The organism is Levilactobacillus andaensis, from assembly GCF_016861695.1.
Taxonomy (GTDB): Bacteria; Bacillota; Bacilli; order Lactobacillales; family Lactobacillaceae; genus Levilactobacillus; species Levilactobacillus andaensis.
Map to the genome: position 1 here is coordinate 99705 of NZ_BOLP01000006.1, position 17275 is coordinate 116979.

Sequence of the window (17275 nt, forward strand, 5' to 3'; positions counted from 1 at the left end):
CTATTGACTATTCTAGTTTCCGTAAATGGTACAACCGCGCTTCCCACGGCTGAATCTGCGGATCATCCGAATCGGAATCCACCGGCAGATTGGTAAAGATCATTTCACTCGTATTTAAATCAAATTCTTGTGTCGTTGCGACCTGATTGCTCATATTGACCACAATCAGCCAGTTATCCCCGTTTAGCGTCCGACGGTAGACGTACAGTTGGTCGTCTTGCGTGTCGATCAGTTCATAGCGGCCCTGTTCCAAGGCCGGAACGGATTTTTTCAGCCGCACGAGCTGTTGATAAAACGTCAAGACGGAGTGTGGGTCATGGCTTTCACGCTCCACATTGACCTGTTCAAACCCCGGCGTCATCTTGATCCAAGGTTGGCCATCAGTGAACCCGCCAAACTCTTGATGGGTCCACGGCATCGGCGTCCGCGCATTGTCCCGACTCTTTTCTGCCAACTGCCGCAAGACCACCTTTTCTGGGATGCCCGCAGCACGTTGTTGCTGGTAATATAATCGACTGTCAAGGTCTCTGTAATCGGCAATTTTGTCGAAGCCCGCATTGGGGAGACCGAGTTCTTGTCCCTGGTAGATGAACGGCGTGCCCTTCATCAACAGGTACCACAGGCCCAGAGCTTTCGCGGAACGACGCCGATAATCGACGTCATTGCCATAGTACGAAACGGCACGTGGCAAGTCGTGATTTTCAATGAACAGGGAGTTCCACCCCCGGCCTTCTAAGTTAAACTGCCATTTCGACAACGTTTTTCGCAGAGCCGCCACGGGTAATTTCGAATCAGCGGTCTCCCAGAAATGAACGTGGTCAAATTCCAACAGTAGATCAAAGAATCCCGTGGTCGGTGCTAACCAGCGCTGGGCGGTAGCCATATCGATACCGCCAGCTTCGCCAATAGCGAGCAATTGGTTGCGTTGCAAGACCGGTTTCAAGGCCGCCAAAAAGGTGTCGACCCCCGCAACGTCTTGGTAATAATCCGTCTTGGGGTTCGCAACGTTCGCAAAGTCCTGCCGCTTCTTTAAATGGGTCACGCCATCCAATCGAAACCCATCTACACCGCGGTCGGCCCACCATTGAATGATGGCCGCCATTTCATCACGAACAGCCGGGTTTTCCCAGTTGAGATCGGGTTGTTCCTCCGCAAAAGAGTGGAGGTAGGCCGCATGGGACGTCGCCTCGTAGGTCCAAGCCGAGCCGCCAAACACAGACTCCCAGTTATTCGGGAGCTGATCTGGTTGAGCCGGACGCCAGATGTAGTAGTCCCGGTATGGACTGGTCGGGTCGTTAAGTGCTGCTTGAAACCACGGGTGTTGCGTCGACGTATGGTTCAAGGCCAGGTCGATCACCACTTTAATGTTGGCTGCGTGAAGTGCGGCAACCAAACGAGTAAAGTCGTTTAGAGACCCGTACTGGCCATCAACGTCCCGGTAGTTGGTGACGTCATACCCGTTATCCACTTGGCCTGACGGGTAAAATGACGCTAACCAGACAAAGTCCACCCCTAAGGATTGGAGATAGTCGATCTTCGTTTCTATGCCGGCTAAATCCCCGACCCCATCATGATTACTATCGAGAAAACTCTGCGGGTAAATTTGGTACCCCACGGCGTGTCGCCACCACTGTGTGTCGCCCATTACGGTCTTCCTTTCACAACTGAAAATTGCAACCGGTTGCGGTTACTTTACCGCCGCCTTGCATTCGCTTCCAATTGTAACAATAATTATCGCGTTTGTCGGCTGATTTCGCAACTTTATTGCTCACGAAATAGTTCGACCCATGTTAAATGTTGTCGGCCAGACTAATGATGGGTGGAAAGATAACGGGGTAGCGGTAACACCCGCTCCTAGTATACGGGCATGTCTAGTTACCTTTTTTAACCAGATGGTCCCTAAATTTGATTACTTTGGTGAACTAACTAGAAAGTAGATTAAATTGGTCGCACTCCGGATTCCAGGGATTCCGCCTGCTGTGGGGACGCTTCAGCCTATAGATCAGGCTTCTCGCTCGCTTTTAAGCCGCGAAAATCACGCGTCTCAAAAGTCGCCCATCTTGGCAGCTAGCCAATGGCTAGCTGCCAAGATTACCACGGCTGGCTGCATCCCTGGCCTCCTCCGGCTCTGATCGGGTGTTGCCACAATAACTGTGTCCTTGGATGATAATACGATAACTGTCATCTCAACTATCGGAGCGTAATGTTCTCGAAAGAGTTCTTAAGGAATAATCTCAAGCATACTCGCATCAGCTAAAGTTACCTGATACCAAAAAAGTTCCAGTCAATCCGTAACCAAAAAGCAGGTTCGGACTCACCGGAACTTTTTCTAAACTATTTTAACGTAGCTTTACTAGTCGATTTTTCGCTTAGGATTCAACAGATTCATCGGATCGAATAACGTCTTGATTTGGTGTTGCAGTTGGTCGACATTTTCGCCGAGTTCGGGGTTGTTCCACTGGTTCTTTAACATCCCCACAGCGTGCTCGCCAGAAATCGTGCCGCCCAGTTCCAGCGTCTTCCAGAACGTCTGCCGGAGGGCTTCAATGATGACCTCTGGCACTTCATCCTCGTCTTCGGACCAGGTGAAGGTTGGGTGAACATTCCCATCACCGGCGTGACCGGCCGTGTAGATCTTGATGCCTAGCTTCTTGCCGAGGTCTTGCAGGTAATCCATCATCGGTGCCAGTTGTGACAGGGGCATCGCCATGTCTTCCATCAGATGATTGTTGCCGGCAAAGACGGCTGGTAACATGTCCTGCCGCAACTTCCCCAGCGCCTGTTGTTCGTCCGGATCAGTCGTGACCTGCACGTTTTGCCCGTTGTATTTCGCCAACAGGTCGTTCAACACGCCCACGGTCTCATCGCTACTGCCATCTAACCGAAAAATCAGCATGGAGCCGCTGTTATCGGCATAGTGGGTCTTTTCGTAACGATCCAAAGCGACCACCGTGTTGCCATCTAAGGCTTCCAGCATGGTTGGGTAAACGCCCGACATGCGAATAGCCGTCACGGCCTTGGCCAAGGTGCCCATATCTTCGAAGAAAGCGACCCCCATGACGGACTTGCCCAATGGAATTGGCATTAATTTCACAGTGATTTCGAAAATGATGCCCAGTGTGCCCTCGGAGCCCACGAAGAGCTGCGTCAGGTCGTAGCCAAACGCCTGCTTCAGCGTCCGGCCGCCCAACTTGACCACGCGTCCGTCGGCTAAAACTGCCTTCAGGCCTAAAACATTGTCCTTAGTGGCCCCAAAGCGCACGGTGCTCATTCCGCCGGCGTTGGTCGATACATTACCCCCGATGGACGAGAATGGCTTAGAACCCGGATCTGGGGCGTAGAACAGGCCCTGTTTGCGCGCTTCTTTGTCCAAATTACCGTTGACCACGCCTGGCTGAACGACGGCCACGGAATCTTCCTTGCTGATTTCCAAAATTTGATTCATTTTACGCATCGAAATAATGATGGCGCCATCGATCCCATCGGAACCGATCACGGTACTGCTAAAGGTCGTTTGGGGCACCACGGCAATATGAAACTTCCGTGCGGCCCGCAGGACACCCTGAATGTCTTCGACGCTCGCCACCTCGACGAATGCCCGAGCTAACCCGGACTCACCGCCGGAAGCGTTGGTGTTGAAGGACTGTTTCTTTAACGTTGCTGCATCTGTTTTTACCGTTCCATCTTTGACCTGTTCTTGCAGGTAGGTCAAAATATCTTCATCCGAATAGGCACTAAAAACTGTCATACTGAAGACCCTCTTCAATTATTTTTAAACGCTCCTTGGCATTCGCAGTTCGTCTCCGGCTGCCAGGTACTCCACCCTGTGGGGTAGACCTGAAGCCTCAAAGACCGAGTCTTCAGGGCGGCTTGAAACCTCGCAAAAATCAGCGAGTTTCCAAGCCCGACCCGTGTTCTAAGACCGAGAAGTTCTCTCGGCCTAAGAACACCGACACAGGGTTCCGTACCTGTCATCCTACGACTAAGCTAATACCAAGTCTATCGTTGATCATTTTAACACGTACTTTTTGAAAGTACAGGCTTAGTTGTCAGCTGATAACATCTTCTGATCAATTCCGTGCTGTAGCTTGGTCTGATAATCCCTTCTAAACGGCTCAGTATCCCCAGATACCTCACTGATAATGACCAGACCAATAAAAAGTGCGTCACGTTCTAGTCCCTGATGGACAAAACGTGACGCACCAATTTATTTAGTTGATTGATAGATAAGCATGCCCACACAATTGAAGTTCATGACACATTAGCGACGCGAAACCTGATAGACCAGTTCAACTCATCAGACTGGCTTAAACAGCCGGAGGCAGCCAGTCACAGAGTCCCGTGTCGGTGGTGTTAGTCAGCGTCCTTCAGCTGGCTTACAGCACGAGACGTACTTGAAGACGCGTGGGTTTCGCGGCTTCGGTCGGTCCCCACAGGACGACGTGGCTGGCTGCCGCAGGCGAACCATTTAAGCCAACTTCGTGAACTGCTTGTTTTCGAGGCGGTATTGGTGGTCGCATTGATCGGCCACGTCTGGCTCATGCGTCACGATGATCACGCACTTCTGCCGATCGTGCGCGATGCGCTGGAACTGTTCGATGACCTCTTTAGTGTTGTCCTCGTCCAAATTTCCAGTCGGCTCATCGGCCACGACTAGTTGCGCATCACATGCCATGGTTCGGGCGATAGCGACCCGCTGTTGCTGGCCACCGGAGAGGTGTTGAACATTTCTCGTAGCGAGGTCGGCGCTGATTCCTAGGTCATTTAGCGTCTTCAGGGCAAAGTCCTTGTCACCCGCATGTTCCGCCCCTGTAATGGCCATGGCCGTTAACAGATTATTCAGTGGTGACATGTAGGTAAACAGGTTATAGGCCTGAAAGACGATGGACACGTCATGGCGCCGGTAATTAGTTAGACCAATCTTCTTCAACGAGCGGTCATCCAACAGAATGTCGCCTTCTTTAGGCTTGTCCAACCCCGCAATCAGGGACAGAAACGTCGTTTTCCCCGTCCCGGAATGGCCGAGAATCGCGCAGGATTGCCCCACTTCAAATTCGAGATTGATGTCTTGAAACAACGGTTGATCTTTATCCTGGTACCAGTACCCCAGGCCTTGTGTTTTCAGCAATTGACGTCCCTCCTTAGGAAATCAGTACTTTCTTCGGCTCCAGTCGTAGAATCCCGCCGGAAGCAATCATGATCGACAGGAACGTGATGGCTAAGCCGAAGCCACCGAGTTCCGCCAAATTAACAGCGCTGACGGAAACGTCTAGTTCGGTCTTGGCCGCCTTAGTGTTGGTACTCTGGCCCATGTTACCAGGACCGCCATTGCCACCCTTCATGCCACTGCCACCAGGCGTCCCGCTACCACCGGGTTGACCGGTCGTACTAGTCGTCTGTGTCGTGGTTGCGCTCTGAGAGACCAGCTGCGATCCGAGTTGATTACCGACAAATTTACCGCCAGCACCCGCAATCGCGACGGCCACCACAATGACCATCAACATTTCCGTAAAGAACTGGGCGACGATCTTCCACCGTGCTTCTCCTAGGGAAAGGAGCACGCCGATTTCAAACCGCCGTTCGCGAATCATCAAGATGACGATCAGCGCCAGGATAATCGTCCCGGCAATCGCGACCAGCCAAACAATCTTGTTGGCAAAGCTCTTCACGTTGCTCATGGACGCCTTGACCGTTTGGTAACTGGAATCGTCCGTGCTCAGCGCGTACTTGCTGGTGTTGATCAATTTCTTACCAGCCGTCTTCACGCTGCTGACCTTGGCCGGATTGCTGACGTTAAACGTCACAGAATCCGCCGTGCCCGCATACTTGCTACCCTTAAAAGTGTTGGCCAGTGTATATGAGGTATACATGGTGTTGGCTGGGTCGGTACTCATGGGACCAGCCGAGCTAGAACTCGTTGAGCTGGCCTTGTAGATACCGACGATCTTTAATTTGACCTTATCCTTGCTACCGGTAGCTTCCTTGACCGTAATGGTATCGCCGACCGTCAAGTTGTTTTGGCTCGCCAGGTCCTTTTCAATCACCACGTGGTTCGTGTTCTTGTCGGCCGTGGTGATGCCGCGACCCTTGGTAATCTTGCTCTGCTTGCTACTGAAATCGGTGGCGAGACTGGTGCTCGTGACCCCATCGATCTGGGTATCACCCGTGCTCGTCGATGATTTCATCCCACCGGGGCCGCCGCTATTACCACCGCTCAGGCCCGAACTGGTCGAGACCGTATCGTAGGACTTGGCGTTGACCGATGTTGAACTGGTCACATTGTAGCTGCTGATATTGCTCAATTTAGCAATCTTCGTCGCATCACTCAACTTGACCGGCGTCAGCGTCATCTTCGGCCGACTGGACTTGCTGCTGGAACTACTGCTACTTTGCATCTTCTTAAATGCTGCCTGCCGGTTCGCCGACAACGTCACCGTTGCCCCGACGTCCGCTTTCGCTTGGTCGGTCGCCTTGACCGCGGCACTTCTAATCAATAAACCAGCCAAAACAAACATGAGGATGGCGGATGAGACCAGGATCAGCAGAACTGACCGGCCCTTCTTCGCCCACACGTTTAACCAGGCCCGTTTGAAAAAATTCATTCGAGTCGCCTCCATTTCATAACATGGGACGATTATGGCAAACGGGACTTGTCGGAAACTTAAAGTTGGTGGCTTAGCCGACTTAACTGGTCCAAAACGAGCCGACTAAAAAACGGCGGTAACCGTTATGGCACCGCCGTTTCTGTGTGAATTTAAATTGTATCATGGTGTTAATAAACGCTTAAGGTTCAAGCTCGTCCGGCGGCAAAACGTCCGGGTAGAGCGCCGAGTATTCCTGGTACCATTGAAAACCGGTGGTGGCCAGAACCTTGAGGACAGCGAACCCTGGCACGCCGAAGATGACGCCGACCAGGCCAAACATTTTGCCCCCAGCCAGCAGCACGAAGACGATGGTGATGGGATGCATGGCGAGGCTGTTACCCATGATCAGTGGCGACAGGACTTGCGTTTCCAAGACCCATTCGATCAGGTAGACAATGACCACGCCCAGCAACATGGAGGGACTGGTGACGACCCCGATAATCAGTGCGGGGACCAGCGCGATGGCCGAGCCGAAGTATGGAATCAAGTTTAGTGGGCCGGCCAGCAGTCCAATCAAAATGGCGTAACGCAACCCGATGATCGAATAACCGGTGGTGAAGATGATCAGGACGCACAGCGCCACGGTCAGCTGACCACGCACGTAGGAACTGACCTTCACGTTCATCTGGTCAAGCATGATGACAAAACGGTCGCGATAAGCCGTGGGAACGACCTGACTGACGTAATGGGGAAACCGTGAACCGTCCTTTAACATGAAGAACAGGACCAGGGGCGCGGTGATCAGCGTGATGATCCAGTCACTCACGGTCGTGACGACGTTGCCCAATGAGCTCAGTGTTCCCGTCAGGAGGTTCAGCCCCCGCTTGGAGAAGTAAGTCGTGACGCGCTGGTTGATGTCGTCTAAGTTGTCACTCGACAGCCAGTGGTGCTGCTGATTCAGGCGATTCAAATTCCGCAGCATGTCGTTAGAAAATTGCGGGAGCGCTGAAATGGCCCCGGTCGTTTGCCGCGCTAAAAATGGAATCAGATTGAGAAAAATTAACACGATAACCGTGACTGTAACGATCATGGCAATGGCAATCGCTAACCCAGTCCGAATATGTAGTCGCCGTTCCATTAAGTGGACGAATGGATCCAGGACGTAGAACAGAATCCCCGCGACCACGACGGCTGGCATGGCGATACCGATGAACTTCCAGATGGGCGTCAACAACCAGGCGTTTTGCATGAGTTCGTTGAGCACCAATAATAGCAGAAAAATATTTAATAATAGAATCGTAATGTGATTATTTAAAAATCGTTGGTAGAACCAGGAAAAACCCGAATCCGGTTGGCGCAAATTTTTCACAACGATCCCTCCTTGTTTGTAATGGTCGATCACGCAGGCTAATTTCTTTTGAATCAGGAGCCAATAACCCGGTATAGCAACAATTTGGCTATTTTTCACTGCCGCTTCTAATCTGAGCATAGCTTTAGTGTAAGTCTGCTAAGCACCTGTGACTAGCTTTTTTTGAAAATCACGGTGACTTTTCATGCGCAGGGACTAAGTGACTTACTAACTTGATGATTGACTGGTTCCACGTGCATTCGAAGTCAGCGGTGGACACAAAAACGGTCGATACACTTTCTGTCGACCGTTTCATTCTTTATCTGATGATTAGTTACAGTCAGTCGACCATCCACAGCGTTCCACAGTGCTCCCACCTTAGGGGCTAACTAATCTGTCACTATTTCTAACCATGAACGCCAAGTGCAACCTTAGCATAACGACTCATCATATCGATATTCCAAGCAGGTTCCCAAACGAGATTCAAATCACAGGTTTCGACAACGGGAACGGACATGACGGCTTGACTGATCTGACTGGCCAGCACGTTGCCAATGGGACAGCCCATCGTGGTCAACGTCATGGTCACATCGCAGTGCTTATCCGTGACGGTCACATCATAGATTAAGCCAAGATCGACCAGGTCAACGTCAAGTTCTGGGTCGATTACTTTTTCCAAAGCTGCCACCACTTGCAGCTCTTCGGCTGATAAATCCTTTTTATCCATCGTTGTCATCCCCCAAGCGTTTAAAAACATTAGTAAATTTTCAAAATATGTTTAACGCCGAAATGTTTACTTACAAAATTCATCATAAAAGTTCCCCTTTATGTAAAAAGCAACCATACCGGCTGGCCTTATTTCTAGCTGAAGCGTCCTGCTTTGTACGGAACTTGGCGTTCAATCCGTGAACGTCCCAATGACAAGCTGCACTATCGAGACCAGCCATCTTAATCAATTCTATCTAAAAGATAGGTACAGCGAAACACCATGACCGTTTTCGTTTCAATTAGTCTCTATCTCTTGATTTACCAAAAATTTTTTCCTTCATCCGGATGCCAGTTGGTGTTGCGGCCAAGCCACCTAAACCGGTCTCACGTAAGGCCTTAGGCAGGCCCTTACCCACTTTATGCATGGCGGCGATGACTTCATCTGCCGGAATCTTGTTGGTTAGACCCGCCAAGGCCATATCGGCGGCAATCATGGCGTTCCCTACACCGATTGCGTTCCGTTTAACACAAGGTAACTCAACCAAACCAGCAACGGGGTCACAAACCAATCCCATCAAGTTACTAATTGCCATGGCCAAAGCCTCGGAACATTGATCAGGGGTCCCACCAGCCACCTCTACCGCGGCGGCAGCGCCCATGGCTGAGGCACTCCCAACCTCGGCTTGACAACCACCCGTGGCTCCAGCAATTTCAGCGTTATTAGCAATTATCATCCCGAATGCCCCCGCCGTGAACAGACAGTTAACCATTTGTTCGCGGGTCAGGTTCAACCGGTCACGCAATGTGAAAATCACACCTGGTAAAGTACCGGCGGATCCAGCAGTTGGTGTGGCACATACCACTCCCATTGAAGAGTTAACTTCATTAGTTGAAATGGCATTCTGAACGGCTTGCATCATGATATCTCCGGAAAGCGTCTTGCCAGTTGCTCGGTATTTTTTGATTTTGACCGCTTCCCCACCGGTTAAGCCGGTTGGAGAAAAGACCCCGTCTCCCTCAGCGCCTTTCTTAACCGCAATTTCCATGACATCTAGGTTCCGGCTCATCGTTTTGACAATCTCCTCACGACTGGTCTTGGAGATTTTGATTTCCTGTTCAATCATTAATTCATAGATTGGTTTCTTAGCAGTTTTCGCTGCATCGACCAATTCCGCTACACTCATATACACGATTGCTGCCCCCTATAAGTAAACTATTTTGTCATTATTTCTGACTAGTTCGTCAATCTCATGAGCCTTTAAACGACTGTCCAGGTCATATTCATAAAGATTCCCTTTACTAGATTGATATTTTTGTTGAGCATTTATTTTCGTCAAGTTAGCCAGCTGAGCGGTTACGTTCTGCTGTTCGTCTTCCTCACCCTGAACTAGGAGAATAGGCAGGGGACCTTTGGGTTTGATGTCAAACCCATCCATTTTAATTTCACGGATTTCGATAGTCCCCCCACCGACGGAACAACCAGCAACCGTAATCTGCTTAGAGTCGTTCTTCAAATCAACGATGGCCGTATTTGGGTGATTGATGGGACTATTTTCAGGCTCTTCGATAAAGGTAATGTTGATACCTTGTTCTTGTGCCAAGCCAATTGCATAAGGTAACCGACTGTCGTCAGGGGCGAATCCTAATATTCCACTAATGATAGCGTAGTCAGTTCCGTGGCCCTTATGTGTTTGGGCAAATGATTCATAGTAGTGAATAACAATGTCGGTTGGCTTATCCTTAAAAATACTGTTTGCGGCCCGACCAATGGCGCAGGCACCAGCAGTATGTGAACTAGACGGCCCAATCATGATGGGGCCGATAATATCAAAAACACTCTTGTAGTTGACGGTCATTTTAAAGTCCTCCCATTCCAAATGTTAATCCATAATCGCTAATTAGGTTTCGGCAATCTTGGCTCCTTCGAGCACATCGCCCTCACCAATTTCGGAGACGGTGTGACTCTTGAAATTTCTGAGGACCCACAAACCAATATAAGCCCAATCGTACTGCTAAACTCAGCACGATGGCAATTAAAATTTGACAACTAAGTTCATCTCAAAGGCAACAATCAAACCAGTCCGCGATGTTGTCATCCCAACTAGCGGAATTATCGCTCTGAGAATGGCACTCATAGCACATGGGCTATGAGTGTTGCAGTCACTATCGTATCACCAATTATAAATAAAATCATGAAGACAGTCGGTGAAATTAAGTTAGCAATCCAATCTACCAATCAAACTCACTAAAACCATGTGCCACTAGGATTAACACTGCCTTTGGAGGAACATAAAATTCTGTTTCGCATCGGTATGTGTTGACCACAATCACCGGCAGCGGTACAGCAGTTTGGCCCCAACATTTCTCCAAACAAAACATCCCCAGACCTTTTGCGTCTCTAAACTTACATTGCCTAAATGTGCGCCAAAAGGCGGTTATCCGCTTAACCCGGATAACCGCCTTTTGATCCTTTTCTTCACTCCTACTCAGCGTCCTGCGCCACCTTAACCGTCGTATCGGCCGTGGTACCGCTGACCTTGTAGACCTGCTTTCCATTCTGCCAAGTGACCGAATTAGCTTCGTCATCGTCGGTTTGACTGTACACGGTGATGGCTCCGGTATCGGCACGCTTAGGCAGACTTGCCTCGGTAATCTGCTGGTTGACCTGTTTAGCAAACTGCTTCGGCGTTCCAGCCGCATCAGCATTGCTGGTAACGGCCGTGACTGACCAGTCCCCTTTATTCCAATGAACGTAGGTATGCCCCATGGTTCCCTGGACGACCGCTGTCGTATTTTTATTCAATTTGACCGTTGCTCCTTCCGTATTGTTACCGACATAATCCACTTGTTTTTCCGCTGTCGAATCAGTGCCATATGTCTTCTTCTGGAAGGTCGCCGACTGGTCGCTATTACCGTCATACTTGACCGTGTAATTCTGTTTAGTGCCACTGGTACTTGTGGCCGTTAGCTTGGCGCCATCCGTACTAGCCGATTTAGGGGCCACTGTCTGGCCGACCGAGCTCACATCATTAGCCGCATGCATCTGAACCACGGTACCCGAACCTAACGTGAGCACGGCTAAAGCGGCCGTGACCGCCGTCACAATTTTCGTCTTTCGTTGCATATTTATCCAACCTCTTTTCACAATTATTCAGTGACGTATGCCATCTGAGCGGTGACATATTTACCATTGCTTAACACGAAGTACCGTGACCCGGTCGACCGTTTCTTAATGCCAGTCACCGTAAGTGTCGTCCCCTTGGCTACCTTAGTTGTCCGGTTAGCCTTCTTAAAGGAACTGCTGGTGTATTCGTAGACCGGCTTTTTGGTCGTAATGACCCGGTTGGTCCCTAGTGATTCGTAGTAGGCATGGTCGGAATATTTCGTATTGGCTGACAGGTAGCCCAATTTCGTCTTGATTCGGTAAGACTTACCGCTGGGAGCCTTAACGACCTTTCCGGCGACCGTGTCACCAGCGACATAGTAGCTCCCCGTCTTCTTGCTCAGGCTCGAATTCGAGTAGACGTACAACTTCTTTTTCAGGTTAAAGGAACCGTGTTGACCGACCCAGTAGCCGGTCGCATCCTCAGACAAGACCCACTTGTTCAGGCCATCCAGATAGAGCGCTTGTTGCGACTTCGATTGCGTCACCGCCTTGACCTGCGTCACCTTGTAAAATTTCTGCCGGTCAGCCGCTGCAATGGTATTGCCGTCCGCATCCTTCGCCGCACCCTTATGTAGATAGACGTGCTGACCCTTTTTATAACTACTATAAGCATAGGTGGTCGTGGTGTGGGTTAACGCCGTCGTCACGCCATCCGTCCACCATGAAACGGGGTGAACCGACGTGACGGCCTTACTGTTGTCGGTGTATTCACCCAACGCCGCTAAGTAATTGTGATCCGTATACTGCCACAACGCATGGGCAATCGTTGGCGTATAGGAATAGTTGGCGATCCACTGCGCATCGAAGTTCTGACGCGCCGTATTGGCATAATTAGTCGCAAACGACTGGTAAGAGTAGAAGACTAATTTCTTGTTGGTCAAGGCACTCATTTCATCGTACCAGGCCTTAACGGCGGCGTTGGTCGTCCCCGATGTCACGTCATTTTCCTCAAAATCTAGCACGTAAAATTGTGCGCTCTTGTTCGACCGATTGTAAAAGTCCTTAGCCTCTTGCTTGGCACTGGCCGCGCTGGTGAACCGGGCGTAGTCGTATTCGCCAAATGGAATCCCATACTTCACGTAAAGCGCGGTGTTGTTGGCCGCATACAGGTCTTGATAGGACGATCCGTACTGCCGCCGGTTGATCACAAAGGACACTTGGCTCTTCAGATTAGACACCTGACTAGCCGTTAACTTTCCCTGCCACTCAGAAATATCCGGAATGGCTAAGGTGCTTGCGTTGGCAGTGGTTTGACCGCCCCACGCGATACCGACAAGGGCACTAGCGGCGACGGCTGCTTGCGCCAACCGCTTGGCCCATAGATGTGTTGACATGCTTGACACTTCCCTATTTAGATTTGGTGAGTTCGTTTGCATTCTGTAAGTCGTCTTGGAATCTTTCACCACCTCATCTCTCAACCACGTTCTACTTTAAGCCACTAAAATGTAGATTACGTGTCAACGGGATTGCAGTTCAGTTACTGGCTTTTACAATTATATTTATTACAGAAACGCCGTTAAACCAACGATAGTCGTGACAATCCGTTTGGAAAATGGTTGGCAGTTTGAACCGACTAAGCTATAGTTTGCCAGCCATTGCCGCTGTTTTAAATTGGGAAAGGCCTGGCTATAATAATTTTTGTCCAGAATGTTCAGTTCTCATAATCATTCAAATAGTTAAGTGACCAATCCATGAGCATTAGTTGCCATTTATACGAATATTTATATTTTGTTCCCGTTGATTGTTCGGACTAGAACACGTATGATAGACATATCTTAGAACGACTTAACTTAGGAGGTTCTCTCATGCGCCGTGCATTGCTTAGCGTTTCTGATAAAACTGGTCTGGTTGAATTTGCCCAAAATCTGATTGCTCAAAACTTCGAAATTGTCTCCACTGGCGGGACCCAAGCCTTTTTAGCCGCTGCCGACGTCCCCGTCATTCCGATTGAAGACGTCACGCACTTTCCAGAAATGCTAGATGGCCGCGTCAAAACGTTAAATCCATTGGTTTTTGGCGGGATTCTTGCCAAACGAGGGAACCTCGTTCATCGTCAAACCTTGATCGAACACAATATCACACCCATCGACTTAGTCTGTGTCAACCTCTATCCCTTTGCGCAAACGATTCAAGAGCCTAACGTCACCCTCGCTGCGGCCGTTGAGCAGATCGATATCGGCGGGCCCTCCTTGATTCGGGCGGCTGCGAAAAACTACGATGATGTGCTCGTGGTCTGTGATCCCGATGACTACGACCAGGTCAGTCATGCCCTAGCCGACCATACCGACGACACCCGTCTGCGGAAGCATTTAGCCGCCAAGGTCTTTCATCATACGGCCCACTACGATGCCGTCATCGCCAACTACCTGACCGATGATGCCAAGCCGGAAACGTTAACGTTGACCTACAAACGGAAGCAATCCCTGCGCTACGGCGAGAATCCGCAACAAACCGCGACCTTCTACCAGGACTGCCAGCCAGCCCCCTTCTCAATTGCGGCGGCTAAACAACTCCATGGCAAGCCGCTTTCCTTTAACAACATCAAAGATGCCGATGCCGCGCTGGGGCTAATTCGCGAATTTGACGACCCAACCGTGGTGGCCTTAAAGCACATGAATCCCTGCGGTATCGGTTCAGCAACCACACTTGAAGCTGCTTGGGACAAATGTTACGCGGCCGATTCCATGTCCATCTTCGGTGGCATTATTGTCCTCAACCGCCGTGTCGACCTGGCAACCGCAACCAAGATGCACCAACTCTTCCTGGAGATTATTATTGCCCCCGCTTTCGATGACGATGCCTACGCGGTACTCGCCAAGAAGAAAAACTTGCGCCTCCTAACGGTCGATTTCTCCAACGCAAAGGCACCAGAAGACGACGAATTGATCAGTGTCCGGGGCGGCCTACTTCGTCAAGAACGCGACAACATCGCCGATGACCCAGAAGAATTTCAGGTGGTGACGACCGCCCAACCAACCGCCGAACAACTATCGGCCATTACCTTTGGCCTCAAGGCGATTAAGTTCATCAAGAGTAATGCCATCGTCATCAACACACCGGACCAAACGCTAGGCGTTGGCCCCGGTCAAATGAACCGGATCGACGCCGTTAAGATTGCCGTCGGTAAGGCCGAGGTCAAAGACCACTACGACCAAGGCGTTTTAGTTTCCGATGCCTTCTTCCCAATGGACGACTGTGTCGAATTTGCTGCCAAACATGGCATCAAGGTGATCGCCGAACCCGGCGGTAGTATCCGCGACAAAGATTCCATCGCCATGGCCGAAAAGTATGGCGTGGCCCTGGTCTTCACCGGCAATCGTCATTTCCGCCACTAAACCGACACCACGCAAAGGGGCCGTCGCAGAAGAAATTCCGCGACGGCCCCTTTTTCTAAATAAACGATCCTCACCTATTGTGCCGAAATACCACCATCCACGACAAATTCAGACCCCGTTGAGTAGCTAGAATCATCCGAAGCCAGATATAAGACCAGCTTGGAAACTTCCTCTGGCTTGGCAATCCGGCGTAGCGGAATGGTCTTGGCAAATTGCTTAACGGCCGCTTCCGTTCCTGGTTGTGAGATCATTGGCGTTTCGATGACCCCTGGATGGACTGAGTTCACACGAACCCCGGCCGGTGCTAATTCTAGCGAGGCCGCCTTAGTCATCCCCCGCACGGCAAACTTGGTGTCGGTGTACCCCACGGCACCCCCGACCAACCCATTTAGCGAAGAAATGTTCACGATGGACCCAAATCCTTGAGCCGTCATCGGTTTCGCTACCGTCTTAACGCCTAGGAATGTCCCCAATTGGTTGATCTTAAAAATCTTCACGTAGTCGTCTGCACTGGTGTCCTGCAGGCCCTTGGCAAAGGTAATGCCAGCATTGTTGACCAAAATATCCACCTTGCCAAAAGCGGCAATTGTTTGGTCCAAAACCTTTTGCCAGTCGCTTTCACTGGCAACGTCGTGCTTGATAAATAACGCGTTGTCACCCAGATCAGCAGCCAATTGTTGGCCCTCATCTTCCTTGATATCAGTGATGACCACCTTGGCACCCTCACTAACGAATAACCGGGCATGAGCAGCCCCCATTCCTTGTGCGGCACCCGTGATAATTGCAACTTTACCATCCAATTTTCCCATTAGAAAAACCTCCGTTAAATTGGCTAAAGGACATACAGCCTTAACTAGTTTGTGTTAAGCAGTATATCTGAATCCGCTTTCATTTACACTTAATTTGCCTATTAGCATAGTTAATCCTGCTAAAGAATCCGTAAACTTTGAGAGTTCTGGCTACTTTTTGCGTTTCAGGTGGCTTATCATTTAGGCTAAAATACAGCCTTTTCATGGGGCAAAGGACTGTACCACTAACTAATGGGCTAATGCCATCATCATCGTGATATCAATCCATCAATCATCGCTCATCTATTTTTCTTTGGGGAGGAACAAAGATGCTGCCAACAAATCTACCGAGTCTAACCATTGTGTCCCCGTGCTACAACGAGGAACCCATGTTGCCAACCAGCGCACCCGTTTTACAAAATATTTTGGAAAGGTTGATTCTCAGCCACCAAGTCGCCGATGACAGTAAAATTCTCTTCGTCGATGACGGTAGCCAAGACCAAACCTGGAAGCTCATTTGTGAGCTCCAACAGCACAATCCAATTTTTACTGGCCTCCGCTTCAGTCGTAACTACGGTCAGGAGGCCGCGTTAATGGCGGGCATGCAAACGGCCCACCGGCATTCTGATCTCATCATTACCATCGATGCTGATCTTCAGGACGACCCCTCGTTGATTTCCGCCATGGTCACTCAGGCCCAGCGCGGAAACGACATCGTTTATGGCGTTCGTAATGACCGCTCAAGCGACTCTTGGTTTAAGCGCACCACGGCTAACGGATTTTATTGGACCATGCGTAAGCTGGGCGTCAACTTAGTACCGAACCACTCCGACTTCCGTCTGCTGACCAAGCGTGTTGTGACGGCGCTGATGCAATGCCACGAGGACAAGCCCTTTCTCCGGGGGATTATCCCCCAACTCGGCTTTCCAGCCACTAAACTCTACTATAAACGGCAGCCACGTCGGGCCGGCGTTTCCAAGTACCCGCTACGTAAAATGATTCGCTTTGCCTTAGATGGCATTCTTTCCTTTTCCATTGCGCCCATTCGTGCCGTCCTTTACGCTGGCACAACTATCTGTGGTGGGGCCCTTCTCATGCTGATTTGGATCATGGTCCAGCATTTACGCGGCGCTGTGATCACGGGCTGGAGCTCCATCATGGCCTCACTATGGTTCCTAGGCGGCTTTCAACTCATCGCCATCAGCATTATCGGCGAATACGTTGGCCGCACCTTCACCGAGGTCAAACACCGGCCACGCTACATCGTCCAAACGGACACCTATTCCACCGCTTTTCAATCTCAATCCATCGCTTTGACCATTCACCAACATACCCTGTCCTAAGGA

The 17275-nt window shown here is 50.3% G+C and carries 13 protein-coding genes; 2 read left to right on the forward strand and 11 right to left on the reverse strand.

Annotated features, from left to right (window positions below; all coding sequences use genetic code 11):
• Positions 1–7 precede the first annotated feature (7 nt).
• The 10 genes from JUF10_RS06610 to JUF10_RS06655 all read right to left on the reverse strand — a co-directional run bounded on the left by JUF10_RS06610 (position 8) and on the right by JUF10_RS06655 (position 13140).
• A complete protein-coding gene (locus tag JUF10_RS06610; protein WP_203641435.1) occupies positions 8–1645 on the reverse strand; it encodes a glycoside hydrolase family 13 protein in 1638 nt (545 codons plus the stop codon).
• A 708-nt stretch (positions 1646–2353) separates the two neighbouring features.
• A complete protein-coding gene (locus JUF10_RS06615) occupies positions 2354–3748 on the reverse strand; it encodes an FAD-binding oxidoreductase (RefSeq protein WP_203641436.1) in 1395 nt (464 codons plus the stop codon).
• A 720-nt stretch (positions 3749–4468) separates the two neighbouring features.
• Positions 4469–5128 carry an ABC transporter ATP-binding protein gene (locus JUF10_RS06620; RefSeq protein WP_203641437.1) on the reverse strand — a complete coding sequence of 220 codons (660 nt, stop codon included), beginning with the start codon at positions 5126–5128 and terminating at the stop codon, positions 4469–4471.
• Positions 5129–5141: 13 nt separating this feature from the next.
• Positions 5142–6602 carry an ABC transporter permease gene (locus JUF10_RS06625; RefSeq protein ID WP_203641438.1) on the reverse strand — a complete coding sequence of 487 codons (1461 nt, stop codon included), beginning with the start codon at positions 6600–6602 and terminating at the stop codon, positions 5142–5144.
• Between the two features lie 181 nt (positions 6603–6783).
• Positions 6784–7953, reverse strand: coding sequence for an AI-2E family transporter (locus JUF10_RS06630; protein ID WP_203641439.1), 1170 nt, complete (start codon positions 7951–7953; stop codon positions 6784–6786).
• A gap of 385 nt (positions 7954–8338) precedes the next feature.
• On the reverse strand, positions 8339–8659 hold the full coding sequence (locus JUF10_RS06635) for a metal-sulfur cluster assembly factor (RefSeq protein ID WP_373301295.1): 321 nt from the start codon (positions 8657–8659) through the stop codon (positions 8339–8341).
• Between the two features lie 280 nt (positions 8660–8939).
• Entirely contained in the window at positions 8940–9830 is an 891-nt protein-coding gene (sdaAA, locus tag JUF10_RS06640; protein WP_203641441.1) for an L-serine ammonia-lyase, iron-sulfur-dependent, subunit alpha, read from the reverse strand.
• A 12-nt stretch (positions 9831–9842) separates the two neighbouring features.
• Complete coding sequence (sdaAB, locus tag JUF10_RS06645; RefSeq protein ID WP_203641442.1) at positions 9843–10496, reverse strand: L-serine ammonia-lyase, iron-sulfur-dependent subunit beta; 654 nt, start codon at positions 10494–10496, stop codon at positions 9843–9845.
• A 626-nt stretch (positions 10497–11122) separates the two neighbouring features.
• Entirely contained in the window at positions 11123–11764 is a 642-nt protein-coding gene (locus JUF10_RS06650) for a hypothetical protein (protein ID WP_203641443.1), read from the reverse strand.
• A gap of 23 nt (positions 11765–11787) precedes the next feature.
• Positions 11788–13140: a GH25 family lysozyme gene (locus tag JUF10_RS06655; RefSeq protein ID WP_203641444.1), complete on the reverse strand. Its 1353-nt coding sequence runs from the start codon at positions 13138–13140 to the stop codon at positions 11788–11790.
• 471 nt (positions 13141–13611) lie between these two features.
• Here JUF10_RS06655 and purH point away from each other — a divergent pair, with 471 nt between their 5' ends.
• Positions 13612–15141 (forward strand): bifunctional phosphoribosylaminoimidazolecarboxamide formyltransferase/IMP cyclohydrolase, encoded by a 1530-nt coding sequence (gene purH, locus JUF10_RS06660; RefSeq protein WP_203641445.1) that lies wholly within the window; start codon positions 13612–13614, stop codon positions 15139–15141.
• Positions 15142–15215: 74 nt separating this feature from the next.
• Here purH and JUF10_RS06665 read toward each other — a convergent pair whose 3' ends face one another.
• Positions 15216–15950 (reverse strand): glucose 1-dehydrogenase, encoded by a 735-nt coding sequence (locus tag JUF10_RS06665; protein ID WP_203641446.1) that lies wholly within the window; start codon positions 15948–15950, stop codon positions 15216–15218.
• A 308-nt stretch (positions 15951–16258) separates the two neighbouring features.
• Here JUF10_RS06665 and JUF10_RS06670 point away from each other — a divergent pair, with 308 nt between their 5' ends.
• Positions 16259–17272: a glycosyltransferase family 2 protein gene (locus JUF10_RS06670; protein WP_203641447.1), complete on the forward strand. Its 1014-nt coding sequence runs from the start codon at positions 16259–16261 to the stop codon at positions 17270–17272.
• Positions 17273–17275 lie beyond the last annotated feature (3 nt).